General features: G+C 62.5%; 12 protein-coding genes. 5 read left to right on the forward strand and 7 right to left on the reverse strand.

Annotated elements, in window-relative coordinates; all coding sequences use genetic code 11:
- Window positions 1-167 precede the first annotated feature (167 nt).
- The 5 genes from AC1D0A_RS08550 to AC1D0A_RS08570 all read left to right on the forward strand — a co-directional run bounded on the left by AC1D0A_RS08550 (window position 168) and on the right by AC1D0A_RS08570 (window position 8,193).
- A complete protein-coding gene (locus AC1D0A_RS08550) occupies window positions 168-1,796 on the forward strand; it encodes a type IV secretory system conjugative DNA transfer family protein (RefSeq protein WP_476945587.1) in 1,629 nt (542 codons plus the stop codon).
- The gene (locus AC1D0A_RS08555) at window positions 1,783-2,295 is read left to right on the forward strand and encodes a hypothetical protein (protein ID WP_476945588.1); all 513 of its coding nucleotides are present in this window, start codon (window positions 1,783-1,785) and stop codon (window positions 2,293-2,295) included. The genes AC1D0A_RS08550 and AC1D0A_RS08555 overlap by 14 nt, the downstream gene beginning before the upstream one ends.
- Before the next feature lie 163 nt (window positions 2,296-2,458).
- Entirely contained in the window at window positions 2,459-3,538 is a 1,080-nt protein-coding gene (locus AC1D0A_RS08560; protein ID WP_476945589.1) for an ArdC-like ssDNA-binding domain-containing protein, read from the forward strand.
- Between the two features lie 57 nt (window positions 3,539-3,595).
- Window positions 3,596-4,099, forward strand: coding sequence for a single-stranded DNA-binding protein (locus AC1D0A_RS08565; RefSeq protein ID WP_476945590.1), 504 nt, complete (start codon window positions 3,596-3,598; stop codon window positions 4,097-4,099).
- 869 nt (window positions 4,100-4,968) lie between these two features.
- Entirely contained in the window at window positions 4,969-8,193 is a 3,225-nt protein-coding gene (locus AC1D0A_RS08570; protein WP_476945591.1) for a hypothetical protein, read from the forward strand.
- Window positions 8,194-8,803: 610 nt separating this feature from the next.
- Here the strand turns inward: AC1D0A_RS08570 and mobF are convergent.
- The 7 genes from mobF to AC1D0A_RS08605 all read right to left on the reverse strand — a co-directional run bounded on the left by mobF (window position 8,804) and on the right by AC1D0A_RS08605 (window position 18,774).
- Entirely contained in the window at window positions 8,804-12,361 is a 3,558-nt protein-coding gene (gene mobF / locus AC1D0A_RS08575; protein WP_476945592.1) for a MobF family relaxase, read from the reverse strand.
- A 1,006-nt stretch (window positions 12,362-13,367) separates the two neighbouring features.
- Entirely contained in the window at window positions 13,368-13,646 is a 279-nt protein-coding gene (locus tag AC1D0A_RS08580) for a hypothetical protein (protein ID WP_476945593.1), read from the reverse strand.
- 406 nt (window positions 13,647-14,052) lie between these two features.
- Complete coding sequence (locus tag AC1D0A_RS08585; RefSeq protein ID WP_476869415.1) at window positions 14,053-14,877, reverse strand: HTD2 family dehydratase; 825 nt, start codon at window positions 14,875-14,877, stop codon at window positions 14,053-14,055.
- A gap of 1 nt (window position 14,878) precedes the next feature.
- Window positions 14,879-16,285, reverse strand: coding sequence for an MmgE/PrpD family protein (locus AC1D0A_RS08590; RefSeq protein WP_476869416.1), 1,407 nt, complete (start codon window positions 16,283-16,285; stop codon window positions 14,879-14,881).
- Window positions 16,286-16,293: 8 nt separating this feature from the next.
- Entirely contained in the window at window positions 16,294-17,478 is a 1,185-nt protein-coding gene (locus AC1D0A_RS08595; protein WP_476869417.1) for a cytochrome P450, read from the reverse strand.
- Complete coding sequence (locus tag AC1D0A_RS08600; RefSeq protein WP_476869418.1) at window positions 17,475-17,666, reverse strand: ferredoxin; 192 nt, start codon at window positions 17,664-17,666, stop codon at window positions 17,475-17,477. The genes AC1D0A_RS08595 and AC1D0A_RS08600 overlap by 4 nt, the downstream gene beginning before the upstream one ends.
- A 172-nt stretch (window positions 17,667-17,838) precedes the next feature.
- On the reverse strand, window positions 17,839-18,774 hold the full coding sequence (locus AC1D0A_RS08605; protein WP_476945594.1) for a LysR family transcriptional regulator: 936 nt from the start codon (window positions 18,772-18,774) through the stop codon (window positions 17,839-17,841).
- Between the last annotated feature and the right edge of the window lie 31 nt (window positions 18,775-18,805).

Genomic DNA, 18,805 nt, shown 5'->3' on the forward strand with positions numbered 1-18,805 from the left:
CGAGTGACAATCCGCTGGTCACCGCGGGTCTTGTTGCGGCGGCAGCCTACGTCTGTGTCTGTGCAGTGGTTCAAGCTGCAGCTCACGTAGCCGGCACTATGCGTTGCGGCAGTATGCCGCCGTCGCCCTTTAACCCGGCGGCCGCCGTCGGACTTCTCACCAACAGGATGGAATGGATACTTGTGCGCCCATCTGACTGTGAAGTCGGCGCAGACAGTGTCTGGTGGGTGCTGGCCCCGGCGCTACTCGTGGTCGGCGCGCTCGCGGTCGGGGGACTGGTCGCGTGGCGGCGATGGAAGCAATCAGGCGGGTGGCTGCGCCAGGACATCCTCAACCGCGACGGCGTAGCCCGCCGCGCCGAGGTTCTTCACGACTTCGGGGCGAGGGCTGTGCGCAAGAGAGGGAAGTTCACACGCCCAGGAGTCGTGAACCCCTCCGTGCAGGACCTGTCGTGGACGCTGGGCCGCTCCCGCGGGGTCACGGTCCACGTCTCCACGGAAGAGTCATTGGTGATTCAAGGCGCACCGAGATCCGGTAAGGGTCTGTACGTTGTCATCAACGCCATACTTGATGCGCCCGGCGCCGTCGTCACGACTTCCACGCGCGCGGACAACCTGGTTGTGACGTTGAAGGCCCGGGCGTCCGGCGGACGACCCGTGACAGTCTTTGATCCGCAAGGTATGTCCGGAATTCCATCGTCACTTCGCTGGTCGCCCGTGCGCGGGTGCGAGGACCCGGACATGGCTACCCGTCGTGGGCTAGTTATCACAGCGGACACTGAGATGAAGGGCGAGAACGCAGCATGGCAGAAGCGCTCGCTGATAGTCCTTCAGTGCCTGCTCCATGCTGCCGCGCTGTGCGGCGAGGGAGTGACGGCATTTCGACGCTGGTCTTCCAGCCCGGTACTCGCAAGGGAAGCACTCGAGGTGCTGGGCCGGCCCGGGGCCGCGCTGGGATGGCAAGCGGACTTGATGGGGATACTGGAAGACGACCCGCGGAACACGTCCAACTCGTGGATTGGGGTATCGGCGGCGGTGGCACCACTGTCGTCACCGAAAGTGCTGGCCGCCCTAAACCCACAGGACGAGTCCGAAGAGTTCGATCCGAAAGCCTTCATACGGGACCGGGGAACTCTTTATCTCATCGGCACCCGAGCGGGGGCGGCCGCTGCAGGGCCGTACCTGTCCGCACTGATCGATGACATCGACAATGCAGCGAGGGAGATGGCGTTCGTATCACCGGGAGGCCGGTTGGAGCCGCCCCTTTCGTTGATCCTCGATGAGATCGCGAACCTGGCTCCATGGCCCGGACTGCCTGTGGCACTCTCTGACGGCGGCGGCATTGGCATCTCGACACTCGTGGTTTTGCAATCCCTATCCCAGGCTCGTTCCGGCTGGTCCATTGATGAGGCGGCCACGATCTGGGACTCGGCCATCATCAAGGTGATCTTTGGGGGCGGATCCGACGAAAGGGACCTCCGCTCGCTGGCCGGATTGCTGGGGGAGCGGAGTCTTACGCTGACCACACGGTCGTGGTCCTCGCAGGGCCGGCAGGACGGTGAGCAAATACGCGAGAGTCCGGTCATTGCTCTGGACGAGATTCGACGCCTGCCTGTTGGAACAGCCCTCATGCTCGGCCGGCGCACCCGACCCATCCTGTTGGACCTCCTTGAGTGGCACAAGCGGAAGGACGCAGGGGAGTTGCGCCGCCTGAAAGCCGAGATGGAGCGCGAATTGGCGGACGGGCACCGGCAACGCCAACAGAAGAAGGAAGAGGCGCCGGATGCACAGCCATGACGACACGGACCAGTTTGATGTCCCGTCCTCGGCTTCCTTTGGGGACGACGAGCTCACCGCACAGTTGTTTAGGTCTGCGTTCCCCATCCCCGCTGGCCCCAAGAATGTGACCCGACGCTGGAGGGAGATGACGCCGGAGCAGTCGCAGGACGTCTGGGGGTCCCTCTTCACATGGGTGACATGGCTCGTCGCCACCTATCAATTGACGACCTCGGTGGTTCCGGATTGCTGGTGGCGGCACTCAGAGATCGTGGCTGAGCTTTACGCTCTGCAGCGCGCGGAGCTTGCCTCCTACACGGAGGACGACCCTGGATTCGGTCCGCTCGCCTTCCACGAAAGGCTCCCACACGCCGTCGAACGCTTGAGGACGCACACCAGGACCGCCGGATGCGTTGGTCTTCAGGTGCACAAGGAGCCTTCACCCCGCGTCCTGGCTAATGACGACCCCGCGTTCACCGAGTGGCGCAAGGATGCTCATCAGCTGGTTTCTGAATTCTGAGTCATGTCGCTCGTGGCAGTCCGAGCCATGAACGGGTGTCTGCGCAGCAAATACTGCGATCCAAGAAGCATGAAGGGTGGCTGTCGTGGCCGCTACATCCGAAGTTCCGTCCACCATCCCGTCTGACCAAAGTTCCGCGCTGGCAGGACCGGGCGCTCGCCGTATGGCTCCTGAGGAGCGCGTTGCCGCCCTCATGGATGGTTTGCACTCAATCCTGGAGAACGCGGTTGAGTCACCCTCACATTGGCAGGTCCTGCTCGATGCTTCCGCCAACTTGTGGCGCTACTCGGGCGGGAACGTTGCCTTGCTGATGATGCAGATGGCGCAGCGGGGTACGGACGAGCCGACGCTCGTCGCGGGGTACAAGGAATGGGAACGGCACGGCCGTACTGTCCTTCGCGGTGAGCATGCCCTATGGGTCATTGCACCCAGGACCTCCCGTGTCCAACAGATGCTGTTGCCCGACGGTACCCGCCAGCGCATTCCCGTCGGCAGTAAGCTGCCCGGCGGTGCGGTCGATGAGGGGAAGAAGACGCTCATAACCGGTTGGCGGGGCCAGGCAGTCTTTGACGTTTCCCAGACTCAGGGAGCCCCGCTGCTGGTTCCTAGACCGACCAACTCATCGGTGGAGGCGCCTCAATTGTGGGAGGCATTGGCTCGAGTTGCGCGCTCGCATGGTTTCTCAATTAGCGTCACGGACGCGCAATACGGACTAACAAGCGGCTTCACCGACTTCGCTCAGCGCCAGGTGCAGGTGGGCGGGTGGTTGGACCCTGAGGAAAGGATTGCCGTGCTGGCGCATGAGCTTGGGCATGTCCTACTGCATGGTCCGGAAGACAATGTGGGCAAGCTCTATGGCAGCAGCGTGGACCACCGCGGGCTGGCTGAAGTCGAGGCCGAGTCGGTTGCCTACACCGTGTTGAAGGCGCACGGGATTGATCGGGGCCCGCAGTCAGCAAGCTACTTGTCCGGCTGGGCTGACGCCGTGATCGCGGCGGAGCATTCAGCGAAGGGCCACGGCTCCTCCCGGAATCAGCCTGCTTCTCGCGTGGACATCGCGAAGTCCGTCCTGGGCCGCGTCACGGCGGCCGCCAAGCAAATCCTTGAAGTCACTGATCCTCCGGGACTCGGTGGGAAGGTCACTGCGGCTGAGATCTCTCCGACGGTTAGTAGTCCGGACACCTATGCAGGCCTGAAGCAGCCTGGTGAGCCGTCGCGTGGCTTGGAGATCTCGGGCCCATAACCGACCCCCAAAGCGTCGGACGGGACCGCCCCGTCTGCGAAGGAAAGGACAGAAGATATGAGCACCAAGATTCCGGTCAACATCGTCGGCAATCTCGTCGCCGATCCCGAGCTCACGTATGGGGAGTCGGGTGTGGCGCACGCCAGACTGCGGGTGGCTGTAAACCAGCGGATCCAAGGAGCAGACGGAATCTGGCAGGACGGAGAGCCTGTATTCCACAACGTCTCGGCATTCCGGGCGCTCGCCGAGAATTCCTCGACCTCCCTTAGGAAGGGCGACCCCGTCACCGTTTCGGGTGAACTCGAGTTCCGTGCCTTCGAAAAGGACGGGGAGAAGCGGGAAGCACGCCGCATCGTGGCTGAAACCATCGGTCCTGACCTCCGCTTCGGCACCGCCGCGTACCAGCGTTCTCCACGAGCGGCGACTGCTCCCGAAGCTGAAGCGGGTGCGGGTCTGCAGGCGGCTCCTGAAGCGGCCCTACCTGCCTACAGCATTGCTACGAAGGGACCGGTTGAGTGGGCCCCTTTAGGCGGGCCGGCGCGGAACGAGATTAGCCTCTGAAGCAAGGCGTCCGTGGTTCCAGTGCCTTGAAAACTAAAAACGCGCTATGGCCTGGTCCTCTTTTGGGACCAGGCCATTACGTCATGCCTTCTAGGAGCTGTACGTCTGGATCGCGCTGTCAGCGCACTCGCTTTCGCTGACATAGATCGCTGCCGCTTTTGCCCCGGACCATCCACGTTCGGCTACAGCCTGCTACTGCCCTTCCAGTCATCTGGCTGCACACGTTTGATGCTCGAGGAGTGCGCCCACCCCATGTGGTACTTCCCGGAAGAATCCAGCCACTCAACGAGACCGTACTTGTGCGTCCACCCGACAGCCTTGCCATAGATGCCGCCGACGTACACGAGCGGCCGACCAAACTTCGGAAAGTCTCGGATAGGTGCGCGGTCATCTATTGGGCGGTTTGCCTCGGCGTCCATGCGAGCCATCATGCGCTCGACATCTTCAGGGGAGCCAGACTTGATCACGAAGACAAGTATAGAACATATGTTCGAATGCGGCTTGGAATTCCATCTGCTCGCACGTGCTGCTCGTCGCTCCAGCACGGCCCAAACGAGGCCGATCTGCTGCCAGACTGCATCCCAAGGGGCAAGCCGAGCGTGGCCAGTACTTCACGCCGCTTCAGCTAGCTCGCGTCGATTCCGGGTCTCCGCGGCTCCTCGACTGTGTGAGTCCAGCCAATCACTCAGCAGCAACTGGACCCGAGTTACGGGCCAACCGTTCCGGAAAAGGGGGACGCCTCGGTTCTTCGATCCTTGGTGCGGACGGTACTTTAGAGACATTCTGGATTCGAGGACACAGGGAGGCGGTCGCGCTAGGAGCGGCCGGGTTGGCACGACCGAAAGACAATCGCGCTGGGGGAAGGATGCATGAGCCTTACGGATCATTTGAGGAACTTCGGATCTCCCGCCCGCGCGTATCTCGACGGCGTCTCGCCGATCCTTGCAGGCATACAGGGCAGGTCTAGTCGGGGCCAATCAATGGCCCGGGCACTTGGGCTCGAGGGTCTGGTCCGAAGCAGGACGGTTGTGCCTCCGCCACTCGGTGTCGACGCCGCCCGCTCAGGCACGGCGATCGACTTCCGTGCGCGAATCGCGCTCGGGGGCTTTGACCCCCATGACTCTGCCGCGGCCTTCGGCGTCGCCGTGCTGCCCCTCCATGAGGACGAGATTGAGAATGGCTCCCACCGCGCGCAGGTCCTCGCTGAGGCATTCGATGTAGCCGTTCGGATCGTCGAGAGCCCCTCGGACGCGGCTGAACTCGACCGTGCCGCGCTCGTGCTTGCGCACTGCGAGCAGGTCTACCGCCGTGGTGCCGCGGCTCTGAAGAGATCTCTCGGTGAGGCCTTGGATCTTGCTGACAATGGCCTCTCGTTTGCCATGGCCATCGACGAGCCTTCGCTCACCGATCTTCGAGCGCTGATGGAGGCCAACGCCGGTCAGCTCGACGATTGGCAGGGGAGAAGCGCGGCGGGTGAGCGCTACGAACCGAACCCAGTCTTTGCCGGCTCCAATCTTGTTGGCGGCGCTGATGCCGACTGGCTGGTGGGGGACACGCTCATCGACAGCAAGGCCTATGGGAAGCTCACCGTCCCGACACTGAGAGACTTCCTCCGCCAACTGCTGGGTTACGTCATGCTCGACCTCGACGACGCCCTCGGCATCCGCAGCGTCGGGCTCTGGCTTCCGCGCCAGTGCCTGACGAAAGTCTGGAGCCTTGACCGTCTCCTCGGCGGGGACCCGGACAAGTTGCTGCCGAAGCTGCGTGAGGGTTTCCCGGGAGTCGCGGGCAGGCGGCAGCTGGCTGTGCGCGAAACCGTGACGCGACGCCGCAAGCACCAGATCCTTGCCGACAACAAGCACACCCCACGACGCATGCTTGTCGACTTGGCCCGAAATGATGACGCCGACATCCGCTTCCGTGTCGGACGAAACGCCGCCACCCCCGAGGAAACGGTGCGGGAGCTCGCCAAGGACAGGTACGCCAAGGCCCGCGAGGGTGTGGCACGGAACGAGCGCACGCCGGTCGACGTGCTTGAAGTGCTACTTCGAGACAGCAGCGTCGGCGTCCGAAGAGCAGCCGCAGCGAACCCCCGCACGCCGAAGGAGTCCGCGAGGGCCCTGGGCCGAGGCCGACCAGCAGCGACGCAAGATGCCCTTGAGGCATCGGTGACCGAAAGCACCGCTGTTCTCAGCACCAACGGAAATCACGCCGCAATGGTGCTCAGGCATGACCGCGACGACTTGTCTCTGGACTCATCATGGTTCGCCGACTTCCTGATCCTTACGCGGGCGGGCATGTCTTGGGGGCCAGAACACCGTATCCCAGTGCCGGAAGCGAGCCAGTACTGGGCCCGGAAAGCAGGGCGCTCGCTCGACGTTCCGAGATGGCTTAGAACAGGCCTCCCCGACGCGGTCAATCACAACCTCATGCGTGAGGGTCATCCGACGCGCGTGCGCCGAATCGTCGCGGATGGGTTGCCGATCTCGGAGCCCGCGGTGCGTGACAGACTCCTCGTGGACCCGGATCCCGAGATCCGATGGTCAGCACTCCGCCGCACGGCAGAGGCTCCGGATGCCTCCCTCGGCGAGCTGCTCGGGAAGCTCGCGACCGATCGGAAGGAGCGCACCCGCTTCCGGGCGGAAGGCGATGACCGTCCCGGCTGGGCGCGTGGCGGCACGCCAGCCGAGCGTGATGGAAACACCCTGCAGTTCGTCGCCTCCCACCCATCGACGCCGCTCTGGGCGCTTAGGGAACTCATGGGCACGAAGTCACCAGAGGTCCTCGTCGCCCTCATGCAGAACTTGGCACTCCCCGCGGAGGACCTGGATTCCCATCTCCCGAAACTGCGGGCGATGCGGTCCTTCGAGCCCCGCGAGCGATTGGCCGACTCTAGTCGGATCCCCGCAAGGGCAGCCGAAGTCCTCGTCGACGACCGCGACGTCCGCGTGCGCACCACACTCGCGAAGAACGAGGCGGTGCCCGTCGAAGCCCTGGCCAAGCTGGCCAGTGACCGCGAGCCGTCCGTGCGCCTGGCTGTGCTCGCGAACCCGCGCACTCCCGACGAGCTCGCCGCCTCCATCGCCGAATCTCTGATCGCCTCAAGTGCGGACGAGGCATTGTACAACGTCCTCAGAACGGTTGGCCGGCGCGACGATCTCGAACTTCCCATCGAAATGCTCGAAGGAGCGCTCGACAGGTTGTCAAAGAGCCGTGTGCGCGAGCCGGACATGCGGCTGGTCGCAGCGAGCGACGAGCGCACCGGTGCGCCGACGCTGGCTCGTCTCGCCCTGAGCACCGAGGGGCATGTCCGGCGTGCCGTCGCCGAGAACACCCGCGTCCCTTCCGAAACCTTGAAAGCCCTTTCGGAGGATCCGGATTCCTCGATCCGAGCCGCGGCAGCTTGCAACGAGGCGTTGGACGCCGGCCTCCTCCGGGCGCTTGCGCGCGACGACGATCCCGAAGTACGGGCAAGCGCTGCGAGAAGTGCGCGCCTCCATCCTGCGCTGCTCGGTGGACTGCTCTTCGACGACGACAAGTCCGTGGGGTTGGCCGCGTACAGGAACCCGGCCACAAGACCTGAGGACAAGGAGAAGGTGGCTGCCGAATGGGATCGAGCGTGGAGAGAGGCAGCGCCGAGTCGGAATGACCTCGAAGCGATGGTCGCCAGTCGGAGAGCGGAGGTGCGCCTGCAGGTCGCTTTCGACCCGCGCACGCCGCCGGACATCCTTGTTCTCCTTGGCGGGGAGCGGCGCAGCTCCCGGGTGCGGCGAGCCGTCGCGGCGAACCCGAACACGCCATCGGCCGCCCTGGCCTCGCTCGCCGAAGACAACGACGACGAAGTGCGTCAGGCGGTCGCTTTCAACAGCGCGACCCCGCCCGAGGTGCTCATCAAGCTCGCGGGCAGCCGCATGGACCTCGCCCTCATCGTCGCACTCAACCCCGATGCGCCGATCGAAATCCTCAACGCCTTGGTTGGGGACCCGGACGCCTTGGTGAACTTCGTTGCCTCGGGCGTCCGTGCGGAACGCGAGCGACAACTTGAACATCCACATCCGCCCCAGGCCCTCGCTGAGGACCGTCGTCAAACTTAGGATCCGTTCATCCGGATCCCTTGGCAAACCGATCTACACTTGGGCTGACAGCAGACGCCTCAGTTGGCCGCCCGTCAACCGGTGCCCATGCCAAGCAATCTCCGGCTCGGATGAAGTATGTGTCCGGCCAGGGCGCGCTGGGCGTCACCTGGGCTGGGTCCGGGGCGATGAGCAGAACGGCGCCGGGCCAAATCGGTTCTGACAGCGCCTCCATCCAAGCCGGCTGAACATGGTTGAAGCGGTTCCACATGATGGTGACCCATGAACCGGTGGGTTGTATTGCGTTAACGCTCAGGAGCGTCAATTCGGTCGTAGTCCCGCTTGCCAGCTTGGCATTGTCGAAAGACCTCCATCTTTCCGTTGCGTCGGCCAGCCATGTACGGCGGTGGTTGACCCGTGTCCACCAAAACCCACCTAACAGCAGCGCAGCTGCCACCAAGAGGCCGCCAACAATAACCTTGAATACGGAAGGGACTTCGGCCGCATCGAAAGACACCAGAAAGAGGACAACGGCTATCAGTACAACGGTGCTGGTCGATACCAGCCCAGCTGTAGCAACTTTCGGTTTCACCGTGGGGTTTAGGACCATAGTCTCGCCTCTTCCATCAGCTTAGAGCTGCCAGCCAGCCCTGGTAAGGACGACCTGCTGGGAAAGGGGCATATTCAATGAACTGGTTTCTCGCTGAGGTGCTATTGGACAATTGCGAGCGCCATCAATCATTACTTGGAGTTTTTCCCTCTGATCCCGCTGTTCCCACTCGTAGTCAGCGGGAGTCGCTCCCAGTGGCAGGGGTGAGTCCGAGATCCCCCACCTGTCCCTGAATAGGGCGACGTCACGAATCAGTTGGCCTGACGCACCGCTGCCAAGGGAAACCGCCAAGACGCGTTTCCACTCAGGGTCCTCTGTCAGGGCAGTCATGGCTACGGTGTCGGTCCTCTGCCGGATGCGTTGGCGGACCTGATCGACCATCTCCGCTAAGTCAGGACGAGGAGTAGCAAGACCCTCAAGCAAGGGGTCGATCGACATTGTCGGCATCCCATTCACGAACCGACGCAACCGCATGCTGAGGATAGACGCGTGGTCGTTCGCACCAGTTTTGTCTCGGAGAGTCTCCTCTAAGACGCGTTCAGCCCCCTGAAGGCTGACGGCCGTGGCCTTCCGCCACGCCGCGACGGCCGCGCCCCACGCAGGTGACTTTTCGAGTTCGAGTGACGAGCCGCCGTCGTGCTTGCTCAAGTATTCCGTGAGACTTTGAGCAGCGGCTATTTGCGCCAAATAGTCATACTCCGCGTAGAGGCGTTCGAGGGTGTCTGACTTTTTGCGCTCCGCGTCGCGTACTTCATGGGCGGTCCGCTCAGCACCTTCCGCAGCGAGTACTTCGCCTAAGATGCTCCGCCACGACGGCTGCAGCGAGGGGTCAAGGGCAGGGTGCTCAGAGTCATCACCTTCGCTGACGTAGGCAAAGTTGCCGGACCGGCCCCGGGTCATGCTGACATAGAGGAGCTCGCGGGTGAGCCGGCCCTGGGTAACCACAGTGTGACCGGTGTCGACGGTGACGCCCTGGGAGCGATGTGCGGTGGTTGCATAGCCCAGCTCAACGTGCGACTCGAGGTACGTCCGGGGGAGTATGATCCTCGCTCCTGTTTGCCGCCGAACCGCTTGAAGTGAGGCGTCCCGCTTGCTGACACTTTCGACCTCGAACAGTGTTCCATTCCGGACGAAGTCACCGTTGCTGTCGACGAGCCTGCGGTCGTTTCCGCGGGCGATGATGGTGTCGCCGGAACCGGCGTATAGGCCATCGTTGAGCAGAACGCTCAGTTCGGGATCCACCTCGCCCTTGGCCACGAGGTCGGCTTGGGCGCGTTCGTTGAGCATGCCGACGGTGTCATTGTCGGCCGCGATAAGGATGGATGACTTGCCCGCGAGCGTATCGGCCTGCCACGCTAGGTACGCCCGGTGGACCATGTCCAAGTAGGTGCCGTGGCTGATCCGTCGATGGTTCTCATAGTCCAGAATCGCTGAGTAGTCTCCCCTCCGTAGCTTGAGGGATGATGCGCCCTCCCACTTCTCGTGAAATCTCCAGATGCTGCTGAGTCGGGTGGTCATTTCTTGCCGGTCCAGCCAGCCGAGAAAACCGCCGGCGTCGATTGCGTCCAGCTGGCCTGGGTCACCCACCAAGAGGATCTTCGCATGGGCCTCGCGGGCCTGCTGGACCAGGGCGGCGAGTTGGAACGTGGAAACCATGGAAGCTTCGTCGATAATTACGAGCTGATCCGGGTGAAAGCACCATCGCTGTTGAACGGCGGCGAGCCGGGCAGCTTCCTGCGCGAGTGCGATGCTCCGGCGGTCGTCGGTATGAGCCTTCGCCAGACGAGTCTGAACGTCGAAGAAGCGCCCAGCCCGTGAACTTGCCCCTGGGCCCACCGACTCGTGCAGCCACTTTGCGACGTTCTCTGTGGCCATGGAGAGTCCGCGGCCCAACACGTCCGCGCTTGCCGCCGCCGGGGCAAGCCCGAGCACGCTACCGGCACCGTGTTCCGCTTCCCATATCGCCTTGACGGCGCCGAGGGTCGTTGTCTTTCCCGCGCCGGCTGGGCCCACGATCGCGTCGAGGCCGTTGCCGCTGAGGAGGACGCTGGCGACGGCGGCACGCTGATCGGAGTGCAGTTCCGGCTTCTCCGGCTGTCGGATTCGGTCAAGCGAATCCATGATGACATCCGCGCGCACGACTGGGCCGCCGTCGTCGTTTCTTGCCGCCATGATGGCGTCCTCGCAGGCGAGCGTTGACGTATCGGTGTAGAGGCGGGATCCGTGGAAGTCGAAGACGCTGCTTTGCCTGATGCGGACGTCCGGCGCGGCGTCTGGTGGGGCGGTGTAGCGGTACTCGTTGAGCGCCACGGACTGATGTTCGGCGGCCGTGGCGACGGCATCCATTAGTGCATTCCGGTCGGAAGCGGAGCGGCAACGGATCTGGGCGCAGACCCTTTCCGCTTCGGCGAGGAGGTTCCAGCGGTTCCAGGTTGAGCGCTTGGCGGCGACCCGTTCACGGGCAAGGGTTGCGACGGCGCCAATCCAATCGGGCGTGAGGTCCACGACCGAAAAGGCGGAAATCCGGGAGCGGTTGATCGTGGCGGCGAGGACGTCAGTTGGGTGGTAACCTCTGGCGATCGCTCGGGCCCGCCATTGGTCTGAGAGTTCACGCAGAGGCGCGGGGAGTTCGGCCTTTGGAACACGGGTAGCCAAAGTCGCGTGCTGACGAAGCTTGATGGTCGTTGCTGCGGTCGGAGGGTGACCGTGTTCCGTCTTCCATTCCGCCACGAGGCGGTCTGTTTCCACGTTGATGAGACGGGACCGGTTAGAAAACTCACGGATCAGTTCTTCGTCTATGCCGGTGAGTTGCTGGCTCGGATTGCGGGTGCTGGTGACGGGGATTCGGATATTGGTGTCGCTTCCGAGTTGTCGGTGGAGGGCGTCGAAGAGGAGTCCGTTGTAATGCTCGCTGGCGGCGACGGCGGCCTTGTATAGGGTGCGGGAGTCGAGCGTGACCCAAGCCCCGTCGGTGATGCGCTGGATGCGGTTGGCGATAACCACATGCGTGTGCAGCTGGGGGTCGCCAAGACGTGATTCCCAGTGGTCGAAGGCGGCGGCGATTGCACCCATCGCGCCTAGGTGGGCGACGCCGTTCCGTCCGGCGCGCGTGTGGACGACGTTCTCTTCGAGCCATGTAAGGGTCTCTGCGACGACGTCGTGATGGGTTCGCAGGATTCGGTCTTGGGTGCTTCGGGGGCTGAGTGCCCACAGGATGGACACCGATTTTGGCACACTGAAGGTCAGGTCGAAGCCGACGACGGCGTGCCTCACGGTCGATGGGCCGGTCTTGTTGTCGACGGCGGTGGGTTGGCTGTGCGGGCGACCCAGCGGCCCGCCCGTGTCGGGGTGAACTGCTAAGTCGAAGACTGCTTTCGCGTCAGTTTCGGAGACGGGTTCAGCGGCGGTTCTGTTGATTCCGCTGAGTCCACTGCCGATCCAGCGGCCTTCCGGTGTGCCGGCTTTCATGTAGTAGGTGGTGGCGTCCGGGGGAGAGGAGGCGAGGTCGTTCATCATCGTCGTCTTGAACAGGTAGCGCAGGCCGGATTGTGCCGAGAGCCGTGCGATGGACATTGTCATAGCCGCGGTGCTCCAGTTTGGCGCTTCGATGGATGCCACCCACGACGACGGAAAATTTCCAGGGTTGCTTGATCGAGCGCCACGCCCTTTGCCTGGGCAATGGAGACCAGCCAGGCAGAGACGTGCGCCAGATCCCGAACGTTGGTCCTTTGCGCGCGTTTGAGGCGAGAGACCTCTGACTGGAGGAGGTTGTTACTCATTCTTTGTTCCGAGTTCTCCGCTTCGAGACGATCGATCTCGCAGGCTTGAGAACGGAGCTTGGACTGGAGTACTTCGCGGTGCCGCTGGCATGATCTCGTTTTCGACTCCAGCTGTCGCTTGGTTGCTTCCAGTTGGGCTTTCAGGTCAGTGGCCAGCGAGTCCGCTTTGGGTGTTAGGGCAGGGCGGTGGCGAGTCCGACGTCGACGATCCCGCTGCCTGTTGCCACAGCGCGTCGAACAGAAGCGCTGTGTCCTGCGGGACGACTCGAAGCCTTCGGTGCACTCTTCGCATTTCTTGACAGTCACGTGTGTTCATCTGTGCTGGGCCGGCTATCGACATGACTCGACGTGGGCAACACTCACGCTGACGGCCTTGGATGCCAGAGGTGTGAGCAGTTGATTAGTGATGGACAGGCTAGGGAGCAACGAGACTTAATGCCACTGCTCTCTTCTTTGGAGCGTGCGGACGGTTCAAGTCTCCTAGGGGGAGGCGGAGTGCTGATTAGTGCAACAGCTCGTTGCACGATTGCTGGTGCTATGAGGGCCGGCACAGCTGTTGCAGGGCGAGCTTCCATCCCGTAAGGGAGTCTCAAACTGTCCAGATGGCGTCTGGACAGTTTGAGGTTCTTCCTGTTTCGGTGCTCGGCGGAGTCCGCGTGCGACGTAGACCGTGACCTGCGTTTGGTGGGCGGTTTTAGAGAATCTGTTTAGAGAGCAGCGGGCATTCAGGGCGGATATTTGTCCACCAGGCTTTATGGACGGCGCGCGACCAAGGTGTCGTGTCCTCTCGTTCACCTTCGCACGATCTAATCGCGGAACTCCCGAGTTGTGCCGCATGGCACTTCATGGTCGACTCGAACGGTGTACTTGCCGTAATCGCGTTGTATGACCAGGATTCCCTGCCTGCGTTCAAGAACGGTGGGAATGAGCCTGCTGATGGCACCGTTAAGCTTCTCGTCTCTGCTTTGGGGCTCCTCCAAAGTGATGACTTCAAGGGAAACAGGAAGCGCCGGGCTTCGGAACAGGCCGCTGCCCGTTAGCGAGAAGGCAGCGCTGGCTTCCCGCTCATGCAACTTGTAGGACACATGTCCTCCTTTACTAGGTCGACCGGCGAGTACGGTCGTAATTGCCGTTGATGTGGTTTCCTGCCGGAGCACCCCCTGATTGCAGTCCTCTCGTCTGGAAAAGCGGAAGCTTCCACCCGACTGCATATGAGGTCGAGTCCTGGGTCTCGTGCTGCAAGGAATTCAAGGACCGGCCGAGGACGTCAGATTGGGGTGGCCCCACTCACCCAGCCACTGACTGTTTCACACTTATAGTGGAGTCCGATCCAGGGTGACGCGATCAGCTCATAGTCGGGGGAGTCCTCCAGAGGTTCTTCTTTTCTGGATTCACTCGTTGTTTCATCCACTGTCTTTGCCTTCCCGGTGACGATCCGCGCATAAGTTAGTGCCTAGCCGACTGTGCCTGGTCGAAGGAATGAAAGGCGCGCTATACATCTGACAGGGTGCTCACCGCGCAGACTGCACCTTCGGCGCTGCGCGCCTCGGCACCGTTTTCCAGACCATTCGGCCCCGGGACGATGGAGAATGTCTGAGGCTTGGTCATCGGGGAGGCAAGCCGGTAACCGAAGGTCTTCCCGACCAGGTCGATCCCTTCGCGGCGCATGTGTTCACCCATCATCAGAGCCAGGAGGGGCCCGTGGATGACGAGGCCATCGTAGCCCTCGTTCAGGCACCAGTCGCGGTCGTAGTGGATCCTGTGTGCGTTGTACGTCAACGCGGAGAACCGGAACAAAAGTCGTTCATCGACTGCTTGCCTCAACACTCGGCCCGCGGGCGGGGCCGGCGGGGTCGGGGGTTGGGGCAGGGAGCCGGTTCCTGAAGCGCGGTAGACGATGTCCTGTTCTTCACGGATCAGGAGCTCGTGGGCTTGGAAGATGTCATGGCGAACGGTAGTGAACGTCAGCGGTCCGGTCCGGCCGACCTTCTCGACTGACTTAGCCACGGAAATGACTTTTCTCGCCGGCGCACCAATCTTGAGCTGCCCGAAGGTCGAAACCCGACCACCGGCGAACATTCTGCGCCGGTCAGGTCCTGGAGGTGCCGGAATACCGACTGTGGGGTGCCCGTCCGGCCCGAGCTCACTCTCACGGCTGCGCTCCAAAAGGTAGAGCCAATGCCAGAGCGGAGGGACGGTAGCGCCGACATCGAAGGGTATGTCGATGTTTATGGCTGCAGCGAGGGATTCCACCGGTTCCGCAGCGACGTACTCCGAGCGTTCGATGCGGTCGTCGGTCAAGGTATTTGGTGTCATTTTAGGTCTCTATCTTGGTCGCGTAGGTGGTAGCGCTGAGTGCCGCGATGAGATTGTCGATGGTGGGTGAAGAATCAAGATTTTCCACTGCGTCGATGAGCTTCGCGGTCGTCTCTTCGCCGTAGGGGCGAAGGAGAGCACGTGCCTTGGCGACAACCTCGGCGTGCGTCATGGGGTTCTTTTCGGAGCCCTTGGCGTCCGTCGGATTCCCGGCCGGGAGAGTGATCTTTTCGCCGTCGATCAGCTCGAAATCAAGGCGAGGGCCGTCCTCGAGCTGGATCGATTCGTCGAGCACCATCGAGATCTTGGCGAAGATCTCCTGGATCCGGGGCTCTGCGATGCGGGGCGGGTCGAATTGCTCCAGCCCGACAGAACGGTTCTCCAGCGCCACGCTGATGGCGTAGGGCAGGCTGAACTGGGCATCGAACACTGTCTCGATGGGATCGACGTTGAGCATGTTGATCGCTGTCTCCCCGGCGGTCACTGTGATGGAGCGGATGTTGGCGGGCCGCAGATCACGTTCAGCGATCAGTTTCATCACTGCATCAACCGCTGAGTGGCTGCCTCGGCAACATGCGTAGGGCTTCAAATAGGACGTGGAGACATTGAAGGTCTCGCCAAGACGGCCAAGGACTCGTTCGGGGAAACCGTGGCCGTCCCCGTAGGTGGCATAGATTCCACCCCATGGTGCCTCGAAGATCCGATGGGGTCCGGTGACACCCGCCCTGGCGAGAAGGGCAGCGTCAATACCTGATTCTCCCGCTTTGCCCGGGTGCACACGCTTGGTCCAGGCGCCGTCCTCGATGAAGGCCCAGACCCCTCCTGTGAACGATCCGGCGATGCCAAGGGCATCGGCAAAGGTGGTCGTGTCAAGCTGGAAGATCTTGGCGCAGGCGGCCGCCGCGGCGAAGGTGCCGAAGGTACCGGTGGAATGCCAACCGCGGTCGGTGTGGGCAGCGAAACCGCCGATGCCCTGCAAGAGCCGATAGCTGATGTCGTATCCGGCGCAGGCGGCAACGATCAGTTCCTTGCCGCTGGAGCCACTGAGTTCTGCGGCAGCGATCGCGGCCGGCAGGGTGGCCGAGCCTGCATGTCCCGGGCCGCCACCGTCGTCGAAGTCCCGGGCGTGGGCCGAGGTTCCGTTGGCGAGTGCTGCGTGTGCGGGGTTCAGGCGTTCGGAGGTTCCCCAGACGAGGCTTGGGCCGCCGTTCGAGATGCCGGTGAGGGCTTTACGGACGCGGCGTGACTCCTCTGAGGGGATGCCGGCCATTGCGACGGCGAGTGTGTCGAGGATGTGGTCTTTGATCCCGGAGACCACATCGGGTGGGAGGTCCTCGTAGCTGGTCTTGGACCAGTATTCGGCGAGCCGTTCGGTGAGGGACTGCTGCCGTTCAGATGTGAGTGACATGGAGTACCTTAGCCTCGGGGGCCCAGGTCGACGGTGAGCTGATTGATCGTCCACCGCCCGGCGGTCTGGCTTATGGCGGATTCGGAGTCGACGACGCGGGCCTGAGGGTAGTGGCGGACGAGGTGCCCGACTACTTCTTCGATCTCCACCTTGGCGAGTCCTTGTCCAAGGCAGTTGTGTGGGCCCGTGCTAAACGTGAGTGGCTGGTTCCGCTCGCGGCCCAGGACGAATTCACCGGGGTTCTCGAACCTCTCCGGGTCGCGGTTGGCGGACCATACGGCTACATGCATGTCAGTTCCGGCGGGGATGGTGATGCCTCCGACCTCGATGTCTTCCATGGCAATCTTGCTCACAACACCGGTTCGCGGATAAAGGCGAAGCGCTTCGATGACTGCGGTCGGGATCCAGGTGGGGTCGGCGACGATCTGCTCCCAGACTTCTCTGTTGCGCAGCAAATTCCACACCACCAGGCCGATCTGGTGACCCGTATTTACCGAACTCGCTTCGAGCATCGAGGTTGCTTCGTCGAAGAGTTCCTGCTCGGTGAGCTTGCCGTTGTCGGCGAGCGTCATCAGGTGGGAGAGCATATCGTCGCCGAGACCGTGGGCGCGCTTGCGTTCCATCAGATCCCCCAGATATTCGAACAGTTCGTCGTAGGCGGCGAGGATGTCGGGCTTCAGGCTGCGATCCCTGGCCAGCAGGGCCAGGGTTCGCTCGGAAAGTTCCTGCACTTTGGGGGCGTCGGTTCGCGGAGCACCGGCGAGATGGCAGTAGACCAGCGACGGGATGCGGCGATCTACGCCTGCGTGGAAGTCCACTGGCTTCGTGTCGTCGAGTTCCCCTACGATGCGGGTCACAATATCAGTGAGCATTTCACGGGTGTTCTGCACTGTCGCGGGGCCCATGAATCGGGCAAGCGGGGTGCGCAGGCGCAGCTGTTGCGCTCCGTCCTGCATGATGATGCTGCGAGCTCGAAAACCATGTACGGCACCATCGTTGATGCCGAACTCTTCCATCAGTCGCAGCGCAGAGTTCGCGAACCGTGGATTGCGCAGTACATCGGTGGCCAGTTGGTAGGACAGGACCGCGTAACCTTCGGGACCGGAGGCGATACCTCCGTCTGGAAGCGCGCCACCGGGGTGATCGGTCGCGTTTGGGGCGAAGAGTTCGAATGTGGGCACGGTATTCGTCATGATCGCGAGATCGCTCCCATCGGGCAGCAGAGGATGACTTCTTCGAGGTCGTCCTCGCGCTCATCCTCGACCTCGGAACGCAGCTGTTCGAGCGTGCCGTCCTGGTCGATCCGGAACACGTCGGGCATCAATGCAGCGCAGGTGCCGTTGGCATCGCAACGTTGCAGGTCCACGTTGAGTTTGATCATGGGAAAGTCGCCCTTCGTCAGGATTATCAGGCCGAGCAGCCCTTACTTCTGAGAAGGGACGCGATCGGCCGTGTCGTTCATGGTCTACCTTGCGGGCGCATGAGACATTTCACAAATACCAATATCGGGCCCTACCCATCTATTTCAGATATGCCATAGGTCACAGCCACTGTTATGGCGAGGCAGGTACGTGTGGGTCGACCGGGATCTGATCGTCGAAAAACAGTGCCGCGAACCGCTCGGCGACTGGAGTCACGACTCCTTCCCTTCGCCTCACGATTGCAATTGGCACGTTCGGCCACCCCCCGGTTACCGGGATTTGGGCGACGTCGGGGTGGAGCCGGGCCATCTCTAAACTGGAAAGAGATACGCCCACCCCAGCACCGACCAACTGCGCCGCAGTCATGACCGTGGGCACCGGAATAACCCCTGTCGGATTCGCCCCCGTCGACGCGAACTTGTCGGACCAGATCCGCCACAGGATGCGTACCCCCGGGATTCGGGCGGGCAGGATCCAGGTAGCGTCGGCCAGCGTCGCCACATCGAGTGGCGTGGTCTCATCGAGCCCCCAGGACTTGGGTGCGATAAGAGTCAGTGGAAGCTCGTCAACAATCTTCACGTCGAAATGCACCCCGTTGATAGGTTGGAGCGGCTCCTCGGCCACGACCGGCATGATCGCCAAGTCCAGGGTGCCGTCGGCGAGCCGGTCCAACTGCACCTTGGGATTGGCGTCGGTCAGATCCAGCGTCACGTTGCGGTAAATCGAGAGGAATTCAGAGATCTTGGTGCTGCCGATCCGCCACAGGCACATCGGTTCACACCCCAACTTGAGTTCGCCAGCGAGCCCTTGGCCCATGGATCGCAGCGTGTCCGCGATTCTGCGCTCCTCGGCGAGCAGGCGCTGACCGGCGTGGTGAAGGTACTCGCCGGCGGACGTTAGTTCGATGCCGCGGGGCTTGCGCTCGAACAATGTCACTCCGACCTCCTTCTCGAGTTTGGCCATCGCCATGCTCAACGGCGGCTGCGAGATGCGCAGGGCGTGGGACGCCTCGGTGATAGAGCCGTTCTCAGCAACGGCGATGAAATAGCGAACATTCCGAAGATCCATGCATTTAGCATATGGGAACCGCTACAAATTG

It is taken from the genome of Arthrobacter sp. P1_D4 (genome assembly GCF_056406115.1).